Here is a 23,060-nt window from a genome sequence, read left to right on the forward strand (position 1 = left end):
GGAGCCGTTATCATTAGGGCAGGCTCATCACAACTTTTGGGGGAATCATGCTGCTCACTGCCCTGCCTTGGCGCGCCAAAACGGCGGCGAACATCCGGCAAGAAGCGCCAGCCAAGTCACTGCGGCAGGACATCCAGGGGCTGCGTGCGGTAGCTGTCGGAGTCGTTCTGCTCTACCACGCTGGGATGCCGTGGCTTCCCGGCGGGTTCGTTGGCGTTGACGTTTTCTTCGTCATCTCCGGGTTCCTGATTACGAGGGGCATCGTTGCTGAGCTTCGCCGGAACGGGAGGATCTCACTAACAGGCTTCTACGCCCGCCGAGTCGCCCGCATTCTGCCGGCTGCCGCTTTGGCAATCACCTCCACGCTGGTCCTAGCCTGGGTGCTGCTTCCGGAAACCCGGTGGCGGCAGATTGGCTTGGACGGCTTCGCCAGCGCATTGTCCTACGTGAACTGGATGTTCGCAGGGAACTCCGTCAACTACCTCGCGCAGGACCAGGCGGAGAGCCCCTTCCAGCACTTCTGGTCGCTCGCCGTGGAAGAGCAGTTCTACATGGTGTGGCCGCTGCTGCTTCTGGTCGTCGGATGGCTGTCTCTGAAGCTCAATTTCCGGCTGCAGCGAGGAATGCTTGTGGCACTCGCCCTGGTCGCCGTCCCGTCGTTCGCATGGTCGGTTTACCTGACGGCGGCTAACCCCGGCGCGGCCTACTTCGTCACCACCACCCGTGGCTGGGAGCTGGCCGCAGGCTGCGCACTGGCGATCATGGCGAACCGACAGGACAAGAACGTTCCGGCGCCCGTCGCCGCCGTCGTGGGTTGGGCCGGGCTAGTCGCAATCTTCACCGCCGCTGCCCTCTACACATCCGCGACCGCATTTCCCAGCTACAACGCCGCGCTTCCGGTCCTCGGTGCCGTTGCTGTTATCTGGGCCGGTGCGCATGCTGGCAAAGCAGGGCCAGCGTTGCTTCTCGACCTCAAGCCGATGGTGGCTCTCGGCAATATCTCCTACTCCGTCTACCTCTGGCACTGGCCTCTGCTGGTAATAGCTGCGGGCGTATGGGGCGAGCTTGGACCGACCATGGGCCTCCTCCTCATCGCCGTGTCGATCCTCCCCGCATGGGTCAGTTACGTGGCAGTGGAGCGACCCGTTCAGGACCGCTTGAAGATTTCAGGCAGTAAGGCTGAAGCTCTCGGTGTCGGAGTCTCACTGACGGCTGGTGGCGCTGCGGCCGCAATTATCCTCGCTTTGATGGTTCCACCGACACCGCCGGCCACCGCAGTCGAGTTCGTTCCAACGCCGGTTGCCGGTGAAAAAGTCGTCCCTGTAGGCGCCGAAACGCTCCTTGACCGGGCGACGCCTCGTAAGGTTGTAGATTCGTTCGCCAAGATACAGCCCGCTGCTGTGGGGGCCGTCAATGACATGCCTGCGGCTAACACGAACGGGTGTATGCAGCCGATTGAATCTTCTGACGCGCAGCGCTGTAACTTCGGAGACGCCGATGGGGAGAAGACGATCGCCGTCGTGGGCGACTCCCATGCAGTGATGCTCCTGCCGGGGTTTGAGAAGGTCGCTAAAGAACGTGGGTGGAAGATCATCTCCTACACCAAGGGAGCCTGCCCATGGATCGACATCGACATCCAGGATGTCAATGTCAAGCAGGGTGGCAGCAGGGCCTTCACGCAGTGCCGAGAGTGGGTGAAGGGGGTGAGCCAGGCTCTGACCGCAGATAAGCCCGACCTGATTATTGCGGGAATGAGCCGATACCGGACCATTGAAGGCGGACTCGTTGACGATGTTGAAGTAAGCAGCGCCAAGCTGATCGACGGAATGCGCGCCACGTGGGCTCCGTTGCTCAAAATGGGCATCCCTGTGGTTTCCGTGCGGGACTCGCCGCAGCCTGGCGTGATCGTGCCCGACTGCGTGGCGAAGAACGTGGACAAGCTGAGCAGGTGCGCCCTGAAGAAGGCCGAAGTGCTTCGACAGAATCCCCCCGAGATCGCCGCTACAGACGGGATCGCCGGAACATCCGTCCTTGATCTGACCGAGTCCTATTGCTTCGGGGAGACGTGCCCGGCAGTCATCGGTGGTGTGCTCGTGTACCGGGACGGCAACCACCTGACGGCAGCCTATGCCCGCAGCCTGCATGGTCAGATCGCAAGGGCGCTGGCTCCGCTCGTAGCGGCGACAAAGTAGGCTAGAGCGCAAGAGCCCAGCACAACGCCCCCGGTGGTGCTGGGCTCTTGTTATGCCATTAGACGGACAGCCACTGAGTGCCGTCGGTGATGTAGCCGGCCTTGGCCCACTGCGTGAGGGTCTGCGTCGCGGCCCCGTCGATCAGGCCGCCGCCCAGGGACGCGACGGTGCAGTTGGATGCGTTGACGTTCTTGATCGTGACCGGGTATCCGATCGAGGCGAGCGTCGGGTCAGGCAGCATCATAGTCAGCGTGCCACCGAGGCGATGACGTACCGGTCATTGGATGTGATTGTTTGGCTGGTCGTCTTTGTGGAAACGGGCGACACAGTCGTGTCCGTTACCAATCCCAGCGTCGCCATGGCGGCATTGAGGGAAGCCGTGGCTGATGCTGATCCTCGCGGGCCGGAGACGGTTCGCTGCCCTACAGGCGCGAGTCCAAAGTAGCCCAGCTTCTGCGTTGCTGCAGTGCCGATCTTGGTTCCCGTGGTTGCGCCCAGCAATATCGAGGCCGTCGGTGATTAGCTGGCTCGTTCTAAACCCACGTACCGGAGGAGCGACTGATGAACACAGGCTCGGACAGTAGTGCCCCGGCGTCGTTGAAGCGGCGGATGGTGAGCCCGGTGCCCGCGTTGGACCCGGTTTCCGCGCCGCCGTCCGTGACGATCTTCCAGCGGTCGAGTCCGTTCGTCTTCAAGGACAACCCGTAATCACTCGTGGGTGTGGGCGTGTCCATCACGAAACCCTTACCCGACGTGACAGTGTCGCGGGCGACCGTGCCAATGGCCCGGTTGTACAGGGTGCGGGTGGTCACAACAAACTGACTGGAGCAGCCCTTGTGCTGGATCAGACCGTTATTACCGTCCGCCGCCTCAACGTCTGCCTTGAAGCGCTTGGACCCCGATCCGCCGAAGAAGTAGTGACCGACAATCGTGTGGATCGGGTTGGTTGCTTCAAATCTGATACCAACCGGAGCCCCATCTGCGATCTGTGGGACGTTCGGGTTCAGGAACGTCCCACACTGCACCAGCGTGGTCTGGTAGCCCCACAGGCGCCAGCCGTAGTCTGTTGGGCTGTCTGCGTGGCAGCCGGAGTAGTGGCTGTTGTTGGAGTAGTCGTCGAAGCCGATCTTCAGCGCACCCTTGGCCGGGTCCACCCATCCGTGAACGTCCTGCCAGACGGAGTTACCGGCCGCCGGAATGACAGCGATGTGCTCGTAGTTCTGAACGATCAGCTGGGAGAATGAGTGATCCCCCGAGTTTTCAATCAGGATGGCCGGCGCTCCCGGGACCACGTTCCCCGGGTTGAAGATGCGGATGCCCTGGACGATTGCCTCCGCTGAGCGGCCAGAAAACGCCGACGATCCGAGCTTCATCGCGGCAACTTGGCCGCCACGAATCTGTGCGGTGACCTGGAAGTACAGGAAGTTGAGGACGTGGACGCCGAGGTCGGCATTCGTTCCGGCGTCCACGATGCCCGGTCCCTTGATGAATCCGTCGTCATAACGTGTCGTTACGCGGGTGCGGAAAACTGCCGCCATGCCAGCGGCCGCCGGCGTAGATGCGTGAGCCCGCTGCGAGGTCCACCTTGTGGGCGTTTTCGATAGGGGCGGTGACCTTGAAGTTCAGCCCGGGGACCTACACCGCCTTGCCGACCGCGTCAGCCGTGTTGAAGATCGCCTGAATGTGCGCCGTGGCGTCGTCGACGAGTCATCGCCGTAGCTGTGGTGGACGGTTAATACCTTGGGAATGACTCACCACCCTTGTCCAGAATCGTGGCAATTTGTGCCCCTAGCCCTTGTGCCCCTGCGCCTCAGTTCCCGCTGACCGACTGCGGCACCGGCGTGACACACAATGCGATGAGCGGCATCCTGCAGTCGGCGGACACCCTCATCATCGCCGCTGGCTACGCGGTGAGCGGCGCCAAGCGCGCCCGTAGCACGCTGCAGTGGCTTGCCAGCCATGGCTACGAGGACCTGGCCCAAACACGATTGTGGTGATCACGGACAAGGACGAGGTCTCCTCCTGCGTGGACAAGGACGCTATCGTGGAACACCTCGCGGGGATGTGCCGTGAGCTCAACGCCGTGCCGCACGACAGGGGAGTGGCTGACGGGGATCTGGTGACCCTGAAACGTGCTGAAGCCGGAGACGCGTAGGGCGTACAAGGAGATAGCTCCGGCGAGTGTGGACGGGTATCGGTAGCGATTTAACGGTGTGAGTGGCCGAGTGTCGGCGTAGTCTCTTGCCATGGCTGACGACCAATTCAAGAAGCTGTTAAATGGCGTTGATGCGCTGTACCACGAAGTCGTGGCGCTGCGGGAGGGCGCCCAGGGTGGGGGCCACCCGGGCAACGAGGAGCTCGTCCTAGCGGAACTGCGGCTGGATAACGCATGGCGTGAACTGTACGAGTTCATGGACCTTCCCCTGTCCCGTGAAAGTGGAACAGGCACCGCCCCCGAGTGACTGTGCGGAGGTGGTGAGCCGCCGAAGGGTCCTTGGATCTCCGGTCAGTCGTCCCCGCCCCGCCGCGTGAGCCGGCGGAAGTCCCTGGAGAGGTACAGGGCCATGGCGGGGGCGTTGCTGCTGTGCACGGTGACGGCAACGGTCCTGTGTCCCAGCGTGTGCAGGACATCCATGGCACGGCGCAGGAGGTCTTCGGCGAGGCCCTGCCTGCGGTGGTCAGGGTGCGTGAAAAGCTCGGCGATGTAGGGCGTTCCCGGGTTGGACGCCCCGACATGGCGGTCCGTGACCAGGATGGCCGCGGTGATCTGCCCGACCGCATCGACAATCGCCAGGGACGCCTGGGGAATGGGGGTGCCGTGTGCCCCGGCGAAGATCCTGCTGATTCTGCTGGCCGCCTTTTCGGCCTCCAGACGGTCCGCTTCGGGATGGTAGGACCGGAGATATAGGTCCGTCAGTTCCGTCAGATCCGTGGACTCCACGGGCCGGGGGACGCTTGCTCCGGGCTTGTGCTCTTGGGGGCCAGTGAGAGCTGCCAGGGAAATGAGAGGGACCATGGTTGACCTGCCTTCCGCGATGGGAACGACTCCTGACCATAGTGTGGGGCATGACGGGCTCCGGGGGGAAGAGAGCCGGGCGTGTCGCGGCGCGGCGAGGCACCACGCAGCGGACTACGACAGCAGTTGACGATACGCCGGCGTCGTCCGTTCCGGAAGCAGCTGTATAAGGGGAACGGCGCGGGCCGAGGCCTTTCGACCTGACGGCATCGTGGATGACTTGAGAACCTCAATGTTTGAGAAGGATTCCCGCAGTTCTCGAAGCCGGAATGAAATCAGGTGTTAGATTCTGATGTCATTTCAAATTGGGGGATATATTGACGCGCCTACGTGCATTTACAAAACCATTGTTAATTTGCCTATTTCTGGGTATCGCTGCACTTTCGGCGGCGGGGCCAGCCCAGGCAGAAACAGTCGCACAGCCGGCCATCAAAGAGCCCGACAGGAGCGGCGTCGTGCGTCTCAATAAGGCTGCGGACGGCTCCTATACGTGGCGAGTCAGTCTTGAAGTGCCCAAGGATCAGTCTTACGTCGCATCATGGGAACGCTCCAAGGGTCTGTGGTCCTCACCTGCCGAAGCAACGTCGGCGCTAAAACGCCTTGGTGACTGCCAGATGTCCGTGAAAAAAGCCTGGGTCAGTCAATGGAATTCGTACGCAGAGGTGAAAGCCCACGACACCGCACCGGAGCCGGACAGATGGACCACACCGGACATAAACAAAGGGTTGAACGCTTGCTACAAGGACTCCGGTCTGGGGTCAGAACAGGTTCGCCATAGCTCGGTCGATTCCGGTGGACTTGCCGACATACCGCTGGGCCTTCTGGGGCCCGGTACACATAACTTGTTTGTGATGGGAGTGGAAAGTCCAGTCAACGTCACCCGAGGCCAACCTGGGTGTGCCGAAGTGGACTATGCGGACGGCAGTTGGGCCAATGCGGGCTGCCCTTTCGAGACATCAGAGCCCGTACTCTTCACAGTTACCGTGCCGTACCCGCCGGCAACCGGCACGGTACTTCCCGCCGCTGACGTTGACGAGGGAACAGCGTTTCATCCCACGGTCTTTAGCAAGCTTGCTGCGGCCCCCGACTTTGGTGGTTCTGCGGGAGACAGCCAGACCGTGACCAGGGCGGGGCTAACTTTGGCCGGTGCTCTCGTTTTGGCAATCCTCATTGCTCTTCCCACAGAACTGGTTGAGAACACTATCTCGAAAAACCATACGAGAATCGCTGCTTTTACCAGGAAGCTGCTGCCGGCACGGCGACAAGGCACTGCATCAAACGTTGCCGTCCGGAGCGAACAGTCCTCGTCAGCCGCTCAAGTCGTTCAAACGTCGCAAGGGTTCCGGCTTCTCAGGGGCGTGTCCCGCTGGTGGTCCATTCCGACCTTGATGGCGGGAGCCGTGATTGCAGGCTTCGCAGAGCCCAAGTTCGGTATCAACTGGATGTCCCTCCGACTGGTGATCACGCTGTTCGTGGCGTTTCTCGTCGTGAACCTGGGAGGGACGTTCCTGACCTGGCTGCTTACCCGGCGGCACACAGGAACGGAGAAGCCCCGGCTGCGCGCCCGCCCGTTTTACCTGGTGCTCATCCTCGCTACGGTGATCTTCGCCCGAACCGTCACAGTTGAACCTGCCCTGGTCTTCGGCACCCTCCTGGCAATCGACTACGGCATCAGGCTGTCCCGTGCGCGGAGTGCCTTGGTGTCCATTGTCGGCGCCGGGTACGCGACGGTCCTCGGCATTGGCGCGTGGATCGGGTACACAGCTCTAGCTCAATTCAAACTCGCGGATGTCGGAAACCTCGCTGAAATTGACAACCAGTACACCTTCCAGGTGTATTCGGCCATATCGTTCACCCAAACGGCGCTAGGAGAGCTGGCCAGCACCATCTGCGTCCAGGCTCTGACAACAGTGCCGGTGGCCATGCTTCCCCTGGCATTCCTCAGTGGGTCTGCCCTGTGGCAATGGAAGAAGTGGGTCTGGGTCGTCACGTACGCTGCCGGGCTTGCGGCCTACTCCTTCGTGCTTGTTCCGATGCCCACATCCTGGAAGGAGATCTCGCAGTCCCTGGCCCTCTGGGTGGGAATCTTTGTCAGCTACGCGATATTGGCGGTCGGTCTCTGGGCATACTTCCGCATCACAACCACAGCTGATCCGCCGATCCCTGACGACGCTTCGGAAGCTCTGCCCATAACCGAAGGAAGTGAACCGGAGCGTGCTTACGAAGCTGCGGCAGCCGGGATAGGTCAAAACCCAGCGTATGGCCCGGGACGAAATATTGGGGGAATAAATGAATAGTTTGGCGGTGCCCCGGCTGGGCACGGTGCTTCTGGCGTTAGCGCTGGCGACCTCCGGGTTAGCCACTCCTGCCGTGGCAGCAGAGACAAGCAATGCCATCGATACCAATTCGCGAAATGACGTCGTCAACGCGTACAAGACGCGATATCTGCCTTCTTTGGCAGAGGACATCAACTGGACAGGATCAGTTGACACGTGCGACCCGGGAACGCAGTCTGCCAGTTCATTGACCAACGGCGAGAAGGCCATCAACTTCTTCCGTGGGTTATCGGGTCTGGACAGCATTTCCCTGACAACTGAGCAGAACACAAAAGCGCAGGCTGCGGCGCTCATGATGCACGCGGAACGCCATCTGGACCACAACCCGACCAGTGCCTGGAGGTGTTACTCGGAGTCCGGCAGGGCCGGGGCCGGAACGTCCAATCTGCACTATTCGGATCCAGTCCTGGGGTCAATGTCGCAGCCCATAAGGGGCTACATGGACGACGACGGCTACAACAACGCAGACGTGGGCCACCGCCGCTGGCTCCTCCACGCGCCGACGACGACCATGGGCATCGGGACTACCAGCTGGGCGAACGCCATCGTCGTACTGGGCGGAGCCACGAGTGCCACACGGGCTACCCCGGACTTTATTGCTTACCCGAACGCCGGCTATTTTCCCATGCAGCTGCTGCCCCCAGGCCGGTGGTCATTCTCGTCACCTCATGACGTTGACTTTTCACAGGCCAAAGTCACTTTGACGGATGCGGCAGGAACGGACATGCAGGCGACGTCGTACCCCGCGTTCGAGGGCTACGGACCGAACACCGTGGTCTTCGACGTTCCTCCGCTGCAGACTCCCCAGGACTCAACGGAGATAAACTACACCGTCAAGGTCACCGGCATGGTCCGGGATGGTGTTCCCCTGGAACACACGTACACGGTGAAGCTGATTGACGGCAACGTGGAAGGGACCAGCACCCCGGACCCAACCCCGCCGCAGGTCCGTGAAAAGATCCTTGTCACTCCGGCCCCGCCGGTCTTCGGCGAGTCGGGCTTCACCATCCCGTCGACGCCGGGTGTGCGCTACTTTTCGGAGGGGACGGAGAAAGTTGCTGGGTACTACCCGGCCTCGAACGCGATCACCGTCACGGCCGTGGCGCGGTATGGCTATGAGCTGTCCGGAACGGCCTCCTGGTTTAAGGATTTCCGGCCGGTCCCCTGGATTGATGTGGAAGCAACCCCGCCGATCTTCGGCAACTCCACCTACACCATTCCATCCAAGACCGGTGTCCAATATTGGGTGGAGGGAGTGGTCCGGCCTCCGGGCACCTATCCCGCTGCGGGCGAGGTCACGGTCATTGCCGGGGGTCTGCCAGGCTACAACGTCGTCGGAACTGTCGTCTGGACCAGGGTGTTTCCCTATCCCACGGCGCCGGCTGCAAACCCCACTATCAAGACGCAGGGCAGCGTTGTCAGCATCGATGGAAGCGGCAGCCTCTGGAACTACGGGAACCTGAAATCACCGCGGGTGAAAATCGGATCCGGCTGGGGCATCTTCAGCGATATCTTCGTTTCCGACTGGAACGCCGACGGCACCTTCGACATCGTCGCCAAGACCAAGGCAGGCCAGCTCTACGTGTACAAGGGCCTGCCCACTGGCGGGTTTGTCCGCGAGGTCATCGGCGCCGGAGGCTGGCAGAACTACAGCGTGGACGTTGGCTTCTGGAAGAAGACAGACAGATATCCGTCGATTGTGGCCACGCACAAGACCACCGGAAAGCTGTACGTCTACGCCAACAAGTCCGGAACGGCTCCCAGCGCCGGCGTCCAGATCAGCGCCGGCTGGCTGAACCTCGACATCCACCTCCTGGACTGGAACCGCGACGGCGCCATGGACATAGTTGCCAGGACGGCCGCCGGCCAGATGCTTCTCTACCGGACCAACGGCAGCGGCTCCTTCCTCAACGAAAAGCGGCCCGTCCTGGGCAACGGGTGGCACAGCTTCAATTCGCTGACCGTGATCCGCGGCCTGGGCGGAACGGGAACCCATGGTCTCTTGGCTCGCACCAAGGCGGGCGGCCTGGTCTACTACCAGGCGAACAAGGCCGCGTGGGCCACCCCGAAGACGCTGGGAAACAGTGGCTGGGGCCCGTACGTCATCGCCAACCACTGACGACACCTTCGGCTCCGGCCCTCGTCCCGGACCATGCGGCGGGCGTACAAGGCGGAGATTGCTGCTGCGATTGTGGACGGATACTGATAGCGCTCCCGCTTCGGTGAGTAATCTTTTGAACAACTGCAATTTCGTGGAGTTGGCCCCTATATGCTTCTCCCAGCGCGGGGCGTGTCCGCATTTGAATTAATTGCTGGGGGAGTTAAACATGCGGAGACCTTTCGCGCCCGTCCGGGCCGCCGTCGCAGTGTTCGTATCGCTGGGGCTTCTGGCTGGAACCGCGGTATCTGCTTTGGCTGCGCCGATGCCAGCGGCGCAGCCGGCGGTGGTGAGCGCCGCGGTGGACATGAGTTCCGACGAATGGATCGCCGGGCAATTCCGTACGCACTTCGGCGTCGAACTGTCCACCGAACGGATCCAGTATTTGCTGGGCACTAGTTTCGGGCCGGTGCTTCGTTCCTACGTACTGGACGCTGAATTCGGAAAGACAGCGGAGGCTCCTACCGAGGTCTCCAAGGAAGCGCTCAAGAAGCTCGCCGACTACATCCCCAGTCTCTTCGGCGCCTCCGATCCTGACCCGGACGCCGTCATGCTGGACATCATCAGCTGGGACATCGCCATCCTCAAGGAAGGAAATCTCAGCGCCCCGGTGGCCAGTGCGCTCAAGGGCAGCGTGGAGGCCGTGAAAATAGCCAAGCAGCTATACGGGTCAGTGGATCAGGTATCTTCCTTGGTCAAAATGGGCCTGACGGCTTTCAGCGACAACAAGTACAGGCAGATCCTGTCCGACTATAAGGAACAACGCAACCAAGGTGCGGCGGCAGACGCTGCCTTTGCCGCTGTCGAAGAGTTCCTGACCGACGAGTACATCAATAACGTGGCCACGATGAGGTATCCGTGCACCACCTGGATTGTGTTCCCGTGCCTTTCGGGCGATATTGACGCGCATCTTCCGAAGTCCAGGGAAAAGCTCAAACAGGATCTCGAATTCGCCTATCATTCGATTCTTTTGGCAGAGAGCCCAAGCGTCAAACAAGGCGTGAAGACTTTTGTCACGAACCTCAGCGGGTTGATCGACGGTTACTCGTCGCAGCACGGTGACTTCGGACTGATCGCTGTGCAGACGGGCGAAAAAAGCATCACCCTGATCAACAACGGCCCTGCCACCCTGTCGGAGATTAAGCTCACGGCTGGCGACGGCAAGGTACTCGCATCCCACGCCGGCATTGGGAAATACGGCCGAGCCACCGTTCCAGACAGCGACTGGGCATCTCTTTACACGACGGGCACCAAGTTTACGTTCAAAGTAGCGTCAGTGGACGGCATCACGAGGCCGGCAGCAGAGGTCCGCCGAGCCGTATGGCTGGATGGGATCGGCACGTCAGCCGGGTCGCAGCCCGCGGAGCGGAGCTTCCGAGCCAATACGGTGGAGCATTTCAGTGGCACCACGGACGTTGCCTGGGATTTGGGCGACGGAGCGCAGGCCGCTGGTCCTGAAACAACGCATGTTTTCAAGTGCTACGGCACATACAAAGTCCAGGCCAAGGCCACGCACGGATCTCAGTCCATGACCCGTGAATCCGGTATCACCATCGGCGCCCCGTGGACCGTGGACTGGTCGACGGAGGATGGCGAATACGCTGCTGCGACCGGCGTCCCCGTTAAGCTGTTTGCGCACCCCTCCATTCCCCGTGATGCCGGACTGCAGGCCACGTGGACCTTCGAGGACGGCGGGACCGCAGAGGGGTTCGAGGTCGAGCACGCCTTTCCCACCAAAGGCACACGGCTGGCCACACTTGCCATCACAGACCCGGCCAGCGGCTGCCCGGCCTACACGAAATCGCACAAAATGCAGGTTGCACGGACCGATGAATGGATCACGCTTCCCAACACCATCGATGAAGACATGGTCCTCACATCCAAAGTGGCCGGCTACATAATTCCGCAGAGGTTCTGGTACGGATCACCGCATGGAACCACCGTCGCAGCCGGCGCCAAGCTGACCATTCCGCCCGGGGTGCGCATCAAAGGCACTTACGACCCGGATGCGTGGGGCCGCTACCACAATCCACTCGTCGTGAATGGAGAGCTGGAAGTCCGGGGAGCAGTGAGTGCCCCGGTGGAGTGGACGTCCTGGCGTGATGACGCGCTCGGCGGCGACGCCAACATGGACGGTGACTTCACGAAGCCCGAGCCGGGGGACTACCTCGGCGTAGTGGCCGCGGCTGGCTCCACAGTTTCGATGACCAATGTATCGGTCAATTACTCTGCGAACTTCCTGGACGTGCAGGACGGCGCCAACGTCACCGTGAGCAACCTGAAGGTTCGGAATGCCAGCGGCTACGTCTATGGGGCCCTGAACGGAAGCTACGAAACGGGCATCATCAGCGCCACCGGAACGGGTTCGCTTAAGATTTCCGCCAGCGACATCGAAAACTCTGCCGGCAATGGCTACGCCATCGAGGCGCGGAATGCCCCTAATCTGCGCGCTGCAGGCCTGACCCTCCGTGGCTCGGGTGCCGGACTGGTGGTAAGGGGTGAGGCCGGTCCCTCCATCACAAATTCCACCTTCATCGGCTTCAGCGAGCCAATCCGTACCACCGCCGCTGCTTCCGGCTTTACAGCGCGGGGTATCTCCGTGATCGACGGTTTCGCGCGGATCACCGTGCAGGCAGGGCAGCTCATGCCCGGTGCCACATCCTGGTCAAGTTCGTTGCCTTACATTCTCGGCGGAGACATAACAGTTCCCAAGGGCTCCAGTCTGCGCCTGGCCGCAGGCACCGCAGTGAAGGGCCAGTCCGGGAATTCCTGGAATGGAGTCATTTACAACCCATTGAGGGTGGCTGGAACACTCTTCGTTGATGGCACGGCGGCTCAGCCTGTCGAGTGGACCTCGATTCATGACAGCTCAGTGCGCGGCCCGAGCTACTCCGGTCCGGCCGCCCCGGCACCCGGCGACTGGGCAGGCATCATCGCGCAGGACGGATCCGCTGTTCATATATCCGGACTGCATGCGAAGTTCGCCGCGCAGGTTGTAGGTGCTGATGCAGGCTCTGTTGTGACAGTTCGAGACAGCAGGATTGAGCAGTCAAACGCGGACCGAATGCGCTACGAATCAGTCATTCGCGCCTACGATCCCGCGCACTTCACACTGAGCGGGATCAGCATCGATGGAGCCGGCAGCGGCCAGCCGTTGGTGCGCGTTTCCGGCAGCGCCGGTGAGGCCGTGATCAGCAACAGCACCTTCGCCGATGCAAACACCGCCGTGGATCTGCAGGGCAGCGTCCGGGCCAGCCTCAGCGGCGCTACCTTCAGGAATATCCGAAGTTCCGTTCTCGTCCAGCCCGCCACCAGCGGCGTCAAAATGGCCGGGACCCATGTGGAAGGGGGCATGGGCCGGATCGTGGTGTCCGGGGGCCAGCTCCCGGAAGGCGCCAATGAGTGGACTGCGGACCTTCCGTATGTCCTTTTGGACCAGTTGACGGTTCCAGCATCCTCGTCGCTGAGCATCGGGGCAGGGGTCACTTTGAAGTCCGCGGTCTGGCACGGTTCCTGGTCTGCAAGTTATCGGCCTATTCAGGTGTTCGGAAGCCTGACTGTCAATGGGACAGAGAGCCAGCCCGTGCGCTGGACCTCCTCCCGGAACGCTGACATCGGTGGACCTTCGGAGGACGTCGGCACGCCCGCCCCTACCAACTATGACTGGTCGGGTATCAACGCGAACTTCGGATCCTCCGTCAGCCTGAAGCATGTGCAGGCTACCCACGCACGTACGCTCCTGGAGGCTCAGCACGGCTCCTCGTTCAGTCTCACCGGCACATCCGTGAGCAACTCCGACGGGCAGGGCTACGGCATCATCAGGGACCTTGGGGCAACGAGTGCGGTCGTAGCTGATTCCCAATTCAGGAGCGCAGGGTACGGCGCGGCGCTTGTCATGCACGGCGGGCAGCCGCTTCTTGAGCGCGTCACGGTCCAGGGCGCAGGTCATGGAATCGAAGTTGGCGGCTCAGCCAAACTGGTCATCAGGGGATCCGCGCTCCTCGCCGACGGGTACCAAATCCTGAATTACACCAGTACTGCTGTAGACGCCGGCAGCAATTGGTGGGGCGACGAAAACGGGCCCTCCACCGGAACGGCCGGTCTTGAGCCCTACTTCGGAATAGTAAAAACCATGCCCTGGTGCTTGCAAGAATCCTGCCAGACGCTCTCCTCCACAGTTCCTGCCCGAATTTCGGCCCCGGAGACATCGAGGCAGTCGGTGACTGTCGAAGGAAGCTTCGGCGACGTCAAGGTTCACGCCGACCGAACAGACGGGACCGCCGCCGTAGGAGCTGTTCTGGCCGTCAAACTGAGCGGTCCGGCCGCCTTCGCCGGTGGTGCCCAGGAACAGGAACTCACGGCGGATGAAAATGGAGACGTCATCGTCCCGGGGCCCATAGCCGGGACGGAAGTGGGGGCCGTCACGCTAACGGTGACCGCGAAGGCAGCCCCTGGTCTTTCACCCTTGGTCCTGAACCTCGGCGACGTGCGAGCGGGGACAGCCGCGGCCATTCACATAGTCGGCGGGGGCGGTGCAACGGCCACCCCTGGCTCGGACCTCGGTTCCCTGTCTGCCCGTGTTGTGGACCGGCACGGCAACCCTGTTTCCGGAGCTGACGTCGAGTTCGTCCTTGACGGGCCGGCTGTCTTTGGCGAAACGCGCACCGCCGTTGGCACCAGCAACACCGAGGGGTTGGTAGCGTCTCCTGCCGTGACGGCCACGGACACGGCGGGCGAAGTCAGCGCTTCGGCGTCACTCGTCGAAAACGCAGCGGTCAAGAGCGAATTCCCTCGGTTTGTAGTGGCAGCTGCAGCCAAGGAGACCGTGCCGGCGGCGGTGGTGTTCACGGACGAGGACGGTACCGCGCAGGATACCTACACGGTTCCCGTCGTTGATGGTGTGGAGTACCTGGTCGGTGAAAAAGTCACCGAGGCCGGAACGTACCCGGGCACCGGGACCGTGACAGTGACCGCTCGGGCGAAGACGGATTTCGTGTTCAAGGCAGGGGCTGTGACGGAGTGGAGCGCGACGTTCAAGGCGACGCCGTACGAGGTGACGCCGGCGGCGGTGGTGTTCACCGACAAGGACGGCACCGCGCAGGATACGTACATGATTCCAGCCACCGGAGGCATTGACTACTTGGTCGGCGGCAAGATGGCTGCTGCAGGGACGTACCCGGGAACAGGCACGGTTAGCATCGTGGCCAAAGCCAATCCGGGCTACGTGCTCAAAGCCGGATCCGTCTCCTCCTGGTCCATGACGTTCAAGGCGGTGTTCCGCATGACCGTGGTTGTTGCCGCCGGAGATCTGAGCAGTGATGGAAGAGCGGATGTGCTTGCCCGGGACAGCGGTGGAACTCTGTGGCTTTACCCGGGCAATGGGCGCGGCGGGTGGCTGGCGCGGGTCAAGCTCGGCGGAGGCTGGAACTCCATGAACTCCCTCGTTGCCCCCGGTGACCTCAACGGTGACTTGAAGGCCGACATGCTGGCCCGCGACACCGCCGGAACGCTGTGGCTGTACCCGGGCAACGGCCGTGGCGGCTGGCTGAACCGGATCCTGGTGGGCGGCGGCTGGAACGCGATGACCTCGATCATTGGGCCGGGGGACCTGACCGGTGACGGGAAGTCTGACGTGCTCGCCCGCGACAGCAGCGGAACCCTCTGGACCTACCCGGGCAACGGACGGAGCGGGTGGCTGAACCGGATCCGGGTGGGCGGTGGCTGGAACGTGATGACCGCCGTCGTCGGTCCCGGTGACGTGAACGGTGACCGGAAGGCCGATGGTTTGATCCGCGACAGCAGCGGAACGCTGTGGCTCTACCCCGGCGACGGCCGCGGTGGTTGGCTGGCACGGAAGTGGGTGGGCGGCGGCTGGAACTCAATGAGTACCATCACGGGCCGTGGAGATTTCAACGGCGACGGCAGGAACGATGTGCTGGCCGTCGATGCCGCCGGTGTTCTTTGGCTGTACAAGGGCAACGGGGCAGGCACCTGGCTGGGCCGGTCATCGATGGGTGCCGGGTGGAACTGACACGCCATTCCTGAATGATGGACGGCCGCTGCGCTCAAGGGCGGCGGCCACCGCCGCTGCCGAACACAGCTCGTAAACACAGCCACGGCCGCTGCAACTCCTGGAGTTGCAGCGGCCGTGGCAGGTTATACACTCCGCCTCGAGGGCGGACTCCGGTTAGGCCACCGGTGCCGTGGCTGCCGAGGTCTTGGCCGCCGTCGTGAAGCCGGACTTGGTGCCCGTCACGGTGACGCTGATCGCGTATCCGGGGAGCATCGGCGTATAGGTGCTGTTGACTTCCCCGCTGATTGGCATGCCATTGGCGTACCACTGGTACGTCAGCGTGACCGGCGCCGGCCCCCACGTCCCGGGCACGGCGGTGAGAACCGATCCCGCTGTCGGAGTACCCGAAATGGTGGGCACGGGTGCTGTCAGTACCCCGACCGCGACCTTGACCGATACCCCGCTGGTCTTGGTCACGGTGGTGAAGCCGGACTTGGATCCAGTCACGGTGACTGTCAGGGTCTTGCCCAGCATTGCCGTGGTTGGCGTGTAGGTGCCTGCCGTGGCACCGGTGATGGCAACCCCGTTCGCCTTCCACTGGTACTTGAACGTGACCGGAGCCGGCCCCCACACACCCGTGGCCGTGAGGGGGGAGCCCACCCTGACGGTGCCACTGATCACGGGGACTGGAGCGCTGAGGGTTCCGACGGCGACCTTAGCCGTGATTGCCGACGTCCTGGCCGCCGTCGTGTAACCCGCCTTCGATCCGGTTACCGTGACGCTCAGGGTCTTCCCTATTACTGCCGCCGCCGGCTTGTAGGTACTGGCCGTGGCGCCGGTGATGGCAATCCCGTTCGCCTTCCACTGGTACTTCAGGGTGACCGGGGCCGGCCCCCAGGCGCCCGGAACCGCCGTCAGGGTGTAGCCCACCTTCGCAGTCCCCATGATCTTTGGGACCGCCACGGCGAGAGTCCCGACGGCGACCCTTGCGGTTAGTGCCGACGTCTTGGCTGCCGTGTTGTAACCGGCCTTGGAGCCGGTGACGGTGACGCTGAGGGTCTTGCCCAACTGCGCCGCCGTGGATTTGAACGTGGCGGCGGTGGCGCCGGTGATGGCGATGCCGTTGGCCTTCCACTGGTACTTCAAGGCGACCGGGGCCGGACCCCAGGTTCCGGGGACCGCGGTCAGTGTGTAGCCGACCTTGGCCGTTCCGGTGATCTTGGGAGTCGGCGCAGTCAGGACAGGGTTGAGCGCCATGACCGTTCCGGTGGCGGCTGAGGCCTTGGCTGCCGTGGTGTATCCCGTTTTGGTGCCCGTGACGGTGAACGTAAGAGTCTTGCCCACCTGGGCCGCCGTCGATTTGAAGGTCGTGGCGGTGGCGCCGGTGATGGCGACGCCGTTGGCCTTCCACTGGTACTTCAGCGCCACCGGGGCCGGTCCCCAGGTGCCTACTGTCGCCGTCAGCGCGTAGCCGACCTTGGCCGTTCCCTTGACCGTCGGTGTGGGCGCGGTCAGCGTCTGCACCACCGCCGCGTAGGACAGGTTGTGCGTTGTGGTGCTGCCCCTGACCACGCTGACCTTGGTTGCCTTGGCCTCGGTGGTCACGTTGCCGGAGTAAAGGTCCCCGCGTCCGGAGAGGCCGCTGTGAACCCTGACGGTATAACTGCCGGTGGTGAGGCCTCTTAGGGTGTACTTGCCGGTTGTATCGGTGGATGCGCTGCGTGTGACCAGCGAGCCGTCCGGGGTGTAGGCCTGGATGAAGGCATTGGCCGCCGGCTTCCCGGCCTTGTCCAAAACTGTTCCAGTCAACGAACCGCCCGCCGTCAGGGTGGCGTCGATGTTCGGCACCGCCTGTCCTGTGGTTACCGGGATGGCCTTGGCCTGCCCTGCCCCGGCGGATTCCGGCTGGTTCTGGTAGTACTGCGCCTCGTCCTGCGTGAACCCGCTGGAGCGGTTGAACGCCACCTTGTATGAACCCGCTGCCAGGCCGACGACGCTGTAGTTGCCGGTCCCGTCGGTGGAGCCGCTCTTGACCAGCTTGCCACTGCCGTCCAAGATGCTGAGCGGGTAGTAGCCGGAGGTTCCGCTGCCGGTAACCTTGCCGCTGATGGTGGCGCCGGTGACTGACTCGATGTCCGCGCCGGTAACGGTCTGCCCGGCCGAGACTGCTACTGCCTTGGCTGTCTCGACCGTTGCCCCTCCGTACCAGCGGTCTTCGGCGCCGCTCTGGCCGCCGAGGAAGCGGACCTTGTAGGTGCCCGTTTCCAGCCCGACGATGCTGTAGGTTCCGTCCCAGCCGATGCTGCCGTAGCCAGACTGCGCATCCACCGCTCCGGTCTTCGTGGCGATGATCTGGGAGGCGTACAGGCTTGTGCCTGCCGGCGCCGTGATCCTGCCGCTGATCACACCGCCCTTAACAAGGGTGGCGTTGATGGCCGTGACGCTCTGTCCCTCTGTGAGGTTCAGCGGGGTGGCGGTGGCCAGGGACGTGGCCTTGTTGTACCACTGGGTGAGCGCGCCCGAACCGTACCCGCCGAACTGCAGCTTGTAACTGCCGGCCGGGAGCCCGCGGAGGGCGTACGTTCCGTCTGTGCTGAGCTGCACCGAGTTCGCCGGAGTATTGTCTGCGGCCTTGAAGACGCTTACCTGGACGCTGTAGGAGCTCACGCCCTCCGGCAGTGTGACCTTGCCGCTGATCGCTGCACCCTTGGCCAAGGTTGCATCGACGGCCGTCTTGTCCTGGCCCGCAGCCAGGACAACCGGGGTGGCCGCCGCCTGCGTCTGGACGTTGTTGTACCACTCGTCCAGCGCGCCGGAGTTGTAGTTGCCGAACTTGACCTTGTAGCTACCCGCCACGAGGCCGATGACCTTGTACGTGCCGTCAGTGTTGACGTTGGCCGACGTGCCGTACTGGCTACCCTCACCGGTGGCGGATACGTACACGCTGGATACATCCACTCCTGCCGGTACAGTCACCTTCCCGCTGATGCTTGCACCCTTGACCAGCGTGGCGTTGATGTCCAACACGTCCTGGCCGGCAGTGAGCGCCAGAACGGTTGCCGTTTCCCGGGACGTACCGTTCGCATGCCAGTGCTCCAGTGCTCCGGTGCCGTACCCGGAGAACTGGACGACGTAATTGCCCGGAGCGAGTCCGGCGAGCTTGTAGGTTCCGTCCGCCTGAACGGTCGCGGAGGCAGGATAGGCTCTGAAGTTATCTACGTTGTACGCGTAGACCCGGACACCTGTAAGCGTCACGCCCGCGGGCGCGGTCACCGTACCGCCGATGGACCCGCCCTTGACGAGCGTGGTGTCGGTCAGGGCCAGTTCCTGGCTGCTCGTCACGACAACAGTAGTGGCCTCAACCGACGACGCGGTGCCCCCGTACCACTGGCTCAGGGCCCCTGAACTGCCGGCGCTGAACTGGATCTTGTACGAGCCGTCGGGCAGTCCGCCAAACGAGAATGAACCGTCTGCGCCGACTTGACGGGAGGTTACGTAGGAGACGGCGTCTGCGCGGTAGAGGCTGGCCTGCACTCTGCTCAGGTCCACTCCGGCGGCGGAAGTGACCTTGCCGCTGATGGACGCCCCCTTGACGAGCGAAGCGTTCACGCCGCCCCGGTCCTGGCCTTCCGTAACGGCGACCGGTGTGGCGGCTTCATAGGAGGACGCGGTGCTGTACCACTGTTCCAGCAGCCCGCTGTCAGGTCCTAGGAACTGAATTTTGTAACTTCCTGACCGGAGACCGTTCACCTTGTACGTTCCATCGGCGTTCACCGAGGCGGACGTTACGTAGTTCGGACGTGTTCCGGCGGCCTCGTACACGGTGGCCTGCAGGGTCGAGATATCGGTGCCGGCGGGCACTGTGACTGTTCCGCTGATCGAACCGCCCGCGGCGAGGGTGACATTGATCCCGGTGCGGTCCTGGCCTGCCGTGACGGCCACGGGCGTGGCGTTCTCGACGGCTGCCGCTCCGGAGTACCACTGCTGCAGCAGTCCGCTGTTGTAGCCGGAATACTTGAGCTTGTAGCTGCCCGCAGGAAGGCCGCTGACCGTGTAGGCACCCCCTGCACCGACATAACCGTAATTTATGGTGCTGCCGCCGTCCGGGACAGCCTCGACCTGAATGGTGCTGGGATCGAACCCGGCCGGCACGGAAACGGTGCCGCTGATGGAGGCTCCGCGCACGAGTGTTGCGTTGATGCCCGTGAGGTCCTGGCCCGCCGTGACCGTCACCGGCGTGGCTGTGTCGCGCGATGCTGCTCCCGCATGCCATTGGGTGACGGCGCCGGAGCCCCCGCCGTTGAACTGAACCCTGTAGCTCCCTGACGGCAGGCCGCGGAGCGCGTAGCTGCCATCCGGGTTGACAGACCCGGATGCTGAATACCAGTCGGTCCCGGCGCTCTCCACGGAGACGTACACGCGGGTGAGGTCAACGCCTTCGGGTGCGGTGACGAGGCCGCCGATCGAGGCCCCCTTGACGAGCGTGGCGTTGATTCCGGTCAGGCTCTGGCCTGCCGCGAGTGTCACAGGGGTAGCTGTTTCGTGCGATGTTGCCCCCGAATACCAGTGGTCCATGCCGCCAGATCCGTTGCTTCCGCTGAACTGGATCTTGTAAGCCCCTGCCGGCAGGCCGCTCACGGAGTACGTGCCGTCATCGTTGACCTGGCCAGAGCCGGCCCAGGAGTAGCCGTCGGCGGTGTACGCGTACACCTGCGTAGAGGCGAGGTTAACGCCCGCTGGTGCAGTGAGCTTGCCGCTGATTGACGCGTCCGACAGGTCTGCGGCGGTGGCAGGCGCCAGACCCGAAACTATGAGCGCCGAAAGAACCGAAAACAATAACGCGATCCTTAAATGGAATCGCCTGCTCTTAGCGAGCATTTTTACCCCCCCCATGGGTCAGCAAACGGACCGGCCGCCACTTTAAATTGTCAAAGAACGCCTCAGTCTAACTGCGAATTCGAATTTCCCAAATGATTTTGTAAAGTTACTGGACGTGCATAGAGCGCTTTATTGTCCCGGTTGAAAGCTGCCTGCCAGCCAACGGCTATTGTTGGTCGAAGTACGTTGGGGGAGAGGGCTGCAGCATGCGCATGGAACGAGCTATGTCCCGGCTACCGGAGCTCTGCGTCATCCTGATGGCGGGTTCCCTCCTGGCCGTGCAGCCCGGCGGGCTGTTCCGGTTTGTCTGGATCAAGGTCCTGGTGGTGCTGATTGCCGTCCTCGCCGGCCTGTTCTCGCCGCCAGGCTCCCGGCTTCCGCCGGGAGTCAAGGCTGCGCTTGCCGCCTGCGCATCGTGGATCGCCGTCGCGATGCTGCTCTCCAACACACCCTGGGCCAGCATGGCCGGACGCTGGCCGCGGTATGAGGGCGTGCTGATGCTCGGCGTCTACGTGGCCGTCTTCGCGGTGGGCGCCAAGGTCCTGGGCGGCGCCCCCGGCGGCCACCGGCGCACCCTTCTTGGCATGTCCCTGGCAGGTGCAGGCACGGTGGTGTTCGCCCTCGCGGTGCTGGAAAGCGCTGGCCTGCGGCCGCTGGGCGGGGCTGCCGATGTGCGCCCCGGGGCGACGCTGGGCAACGCCACCGACCAGGGGCTCATCGGCGTCATCATCACCGGCGTCCTGGCCGCCCAAGGCGAGCCGGACCGGCCCTGGCAGGTGTGGCTGCGCCGCGTCGGACTGATTGCCGGCGCCGGGACGGCCGTCCTATCCGGCTCCCGTGCGGCCTTGGCCGCGCTGCTGGCCGTGGCCGTATTCGGTGCCTACACGTGGATGAGAAGCCGGTCCTGGACAGGGCCGAAGATCGCCGCCGGCGCCGGGCTCACAGCGGCGGGCATCGCCGTCGGGGTCCTGCTGGCCCCCGCATCCCGCGAACGGCTGCTGTCGACGGCGACTGTTGACGGGCGGTGGCTGTTGTGGGACCAGACCCTTGGGCTGGTCTCCGACCATCCGCTGTCCGGCGTCGGCCCGAACGGCTTCGTTGATGCGCTGCCGGGGTATCTCGGGGCCGAATGGGCGCGGACAGTGGGAGACAGCTTCCCGGCGGATTCGCCCCATAGCTGGCCGCTGCAGACGCTGGCCGCAGGCGGCTTTCCCCTGCTGCTGCTTGTGGTGGTGCTGATTGCGGTGTCCGTGGCAGCGGTGATCCGTCGGATGAGGAAGTCCCGGTCAGCTGCCGACCGCAAGTACCTGGCCGTGGTGCTGGTCACTGTGGCGGCGTATTCACTGGCACTGCTCACGCACTTCACGTCCATCGGCACTACCGGGCTCGTGGCCTTCCTGTGCGGCGGGCTGCTGGGAAGCGAGGCCAGCAGGGCCGCTCCGATCAGGAACGGCGCCGTCCGGAAGTTTGCCACCGGGAAACTGCGGTCAGTTCCCCGTCTGGTGGGGACGCTGCTGGTCATCGCCGGACTGGGGGTTACTGCTCCTGCTGCCTTGGCCGAGTGGCCGATGGCGGCCGGAGCCCGGTCCGCCGCTGCAGGAAATCATGACCTGGCCGAGCAGGCGTTCAAGCAGGCCTGGCAGCTCAGGGCTTGGGATAGCGACACGGCACTGCTTGCAGCGCAGGCCTTCGCCGGCCCGGCCACAGAGGGGGAGCAGCAGGCGGCGCGTTACGCCGTCGAGTGGGGGACTCTCGCGCGGAAACGGACACCGCACTCCCAGGAGGCAGGAACGGCCCTGGCTCTCGGGTACCTCTACAGCGGTGACGTTCCGAAAGCGAAGGATTTATTGGATGCGCTGGTGACCGACTTCCCCTACTCGGCGGCTCTCTACGTCCACCGCGGCGTGGCGCAGTTCGGCATGGGGTATCCAGCGGAGGCAATTACTGATCTTGAGCATGCCGCATCGTTGGACCCCTCGCTGGATACACCATGGCGGGTTTTGGCCAATATCCACCAGCGCTTGGGCAATAGTCAGGAAGCTTTTGCTGCAATGCAGCGTGCTGATGCGCTCGCGAACCCTTAGCCCCTCAATTTGCACCCGATTTTGCCTATATGCTTATCGGATCAAGAATGCCGCAAGGAAAGATCAAGATTAGCGCAGTTTTGGTAAATGCGCGGAGCTTTTGAATTTAGACGGTATTTATCCTATTCCGACACCCCCACGAGAATGATAACCACGGCGGCGAGGCTAGTCTCTTGCCATGGCTGACAACCAATTCACGGCCCGAACCGATCGTGGGCCCCTGCGGAGAGTTCCCGGGGGAGTTGCGGCAGTACTTGGGCAGGAACCAGTCCGAGCACCACTCCCAGACATTTCCGCTGACCTCACAGAGGCCGTATCTGTTCGGAGGAAAGGACTCCAGCAACATTCCAAGGTTGGTCCAAGGTTGCCCGACTAGCGTCGGC

The 23,060-nt window shown here is 63.1% G+C and carries 10 protein-coding genes and 2 pseudogenes; 7 read left to right on the forward strand and 5 right to left on the reverse strand.

Annotated elements, in window-relative coordinates; all coding sequences use genetic code 11:
* Nucleotides 1-47: 47 nt before the first annotated feature.
* Complete coding sequence (locus JYA52_RS17655; RefSeq protein WP_205654562.1) at nt 48-2,192, forward strand: acyltransferase family protein; 2,145 nt, start codon at nt 48-50, stop codon at nt 2,190-2,192.
* A 58-nt stretch (nt 2,193-2,250) separates the two neighbouring features.
* Here JYA52_RS17655 and JYA52_RS17660 read toward each other — a convergent pair whose 3' ends face one another.
* Both JYA52_RS17660 and JYA52_RS17665 read right to left on the reverse strand, forming a co-directional pair.
* On the reverse strand, nt 2,251-2,436 hold the full coding sequence (locus tag JYA52_RS17660; RefSeq protein WP_205654563.1) for a hypothetical protein: 186 nt from the start codon (nt 2,434-2,436) through the stop codon (nt 2,251-2,253).
* A 289-nt stretch (nt 2,437-2,725) separates the two neighbouring features.
* Complete coding sequence (locus JYA52_RS17665) at nt 2,726-3,730, reverse strand: hypothetical protein (protein WP_205654564.1); 1,005 nt, start codon at nt 3,728-3,730, stop codon at nt 2,726-2,728.
* 282 nt (nt 3,731-4,012) lie between these two features.
* Here JYA52_RS17665 and JYA52_RS17670 point away from each other — a divergent pair.
* Both JYA52_RS17670 and JYA52_RS17675 read left to right on the forward strand, forming a co-directional pair.
* Nucleotides 4,013-4,393: pseudogene (locus JYA52_RS17670) on the forward strand (MinD/ParA family ATP-binding protein); the annotation flags it as partial.
* Between the two features lie 45 nt (nt 4,394-4,438).
* On the forward strand, nt 4,439-4,654 hold the full coding sequence (locus JYA52_RS17675) for a hypothetical protein (RefSeq protein ID WP_205654565.1): 216 nt from the start codon (nt 4,439-4,441) through the stop codon (nt 4,652-4,654).
* Nucleotides 4,655-4,698: 44 nt separating this feature from the next.
* Here the strand turns inward: JYA52_RS17675 and JYA52_RS17680 are convergent, their stop codons facing one another.
* On the reverse strand, nt 4,699-5,208 hold the full coding sequence (locus JYA52_RS17680) for a GNAT family N-acetyltransferase (RefSeq protein WP_205654566.1): 510 nt from the start codon (nt 5,206-5,208) through the stop codon (nt 4,699-4,701).
* 455 nt (nt 5,209-5,663) lie between these two features.
* Between JYA52_RS17680 and JYA52_RS17685 the strand changes: the two genes are divergently transcribed.
* From JYA52_RS17685 to JYA52_RS17695, 3 genes are all read left to right on the forward strand, one after another.
* Complete coding sequence (locus JYA52_RS17685) at nt 5,664-7,505, forward strand: hypothetical protein (RefSeq protein WP_205654567.1); 1,842 nt, start codon at nt 5,664-5,666, stop codon at nt 7,503-7,505.
* Between the two features lie 73 nt (nt 7,506-7,578).
* On the forward strand, nt 7,579-9,663 hold the full coding sequence (locus JYA52_RS17690; RefSeq protein ID WP_205654568.1) for a CAP domain-containing protein: 2,085 nt from the start codon (nt 7,579-7,581) through the stop codon (nt 9,661-9,663).
* A gap of 208 nt (nt 9,664-9,871) precedes the next feature.
* Nucleotides 9,872-15,733, forward strand: a complete 5,862-nt coding sequence (locus tag JYA52_RS17695) for an FG-GAP-like repeat-containing protein (RefSeq protein ID WP_205654663.1) — start codon at nt 9,872-9,874, stop codon at nt 15,731-15,733.
* A gap of 156 nt (nt 15,734-15,889) precedes the next feature.
* Here JYA52_RS17695 and JYA52_RS17700 read toward each other — a convergent pair whose 3' ends face one another.
* The gene (locus tag JYA52_RS17700; protein WP_205654569.1) at nt 15,890-20,551 is read right to left on the reverse strand and encodes a beta strand repeat-containing protein; all 4,662 of its coding nucleotides are present in this window, start codon (nt 20,549-20,551) and stop codon (nt 15,890-15,892) included.
* 266 nt (nt 20,552-20,817) lie between these two features.
* Here JYA52_RS17700 and JYA52_RS17705 point away from each other — a divergent pair, with 266 nt between their 5' ends.
* Nucleotides 20,818-22,677 carry an O-antigen ligase family protein gene (locus JYA52_RS17705; protein ID WP_240460511.1) on the forward strand — a complete coding sequence of 620 codons (1,860 nt, stop codon included), beginning with the start codon at nt 20,818-20,820 and terminating at the stop codon, nt 22,675-22,677.
* 106 nt (nt 22,678-22,783) lie between these two features.
* On the opposite strand, the pseudogene JYA52_RS23185 reads toward JYA52_RS17705, so the two are convergent.
* Nucleotides 22,784-23,017 (reverse strand): annotated as a pseudogene (locus JYA52_RS23185) (SUMF1/EgtB/PvdO family nonheme iron enzyme); the annotation flags it as partial.
* Between the last annotated feature and the right edge of the window lie 43 nt (nt 23,018-23,060).

The sequence above is a fragment of the Arthrobacter pascens genome, from assembly GCF_017052465.1.
Lineage (GTDB): Bacteria > Actinomycetota > Actinomycetes > Actinomycetales > Micrococcaceae > Arthrobacter > Arthrobacter pascens.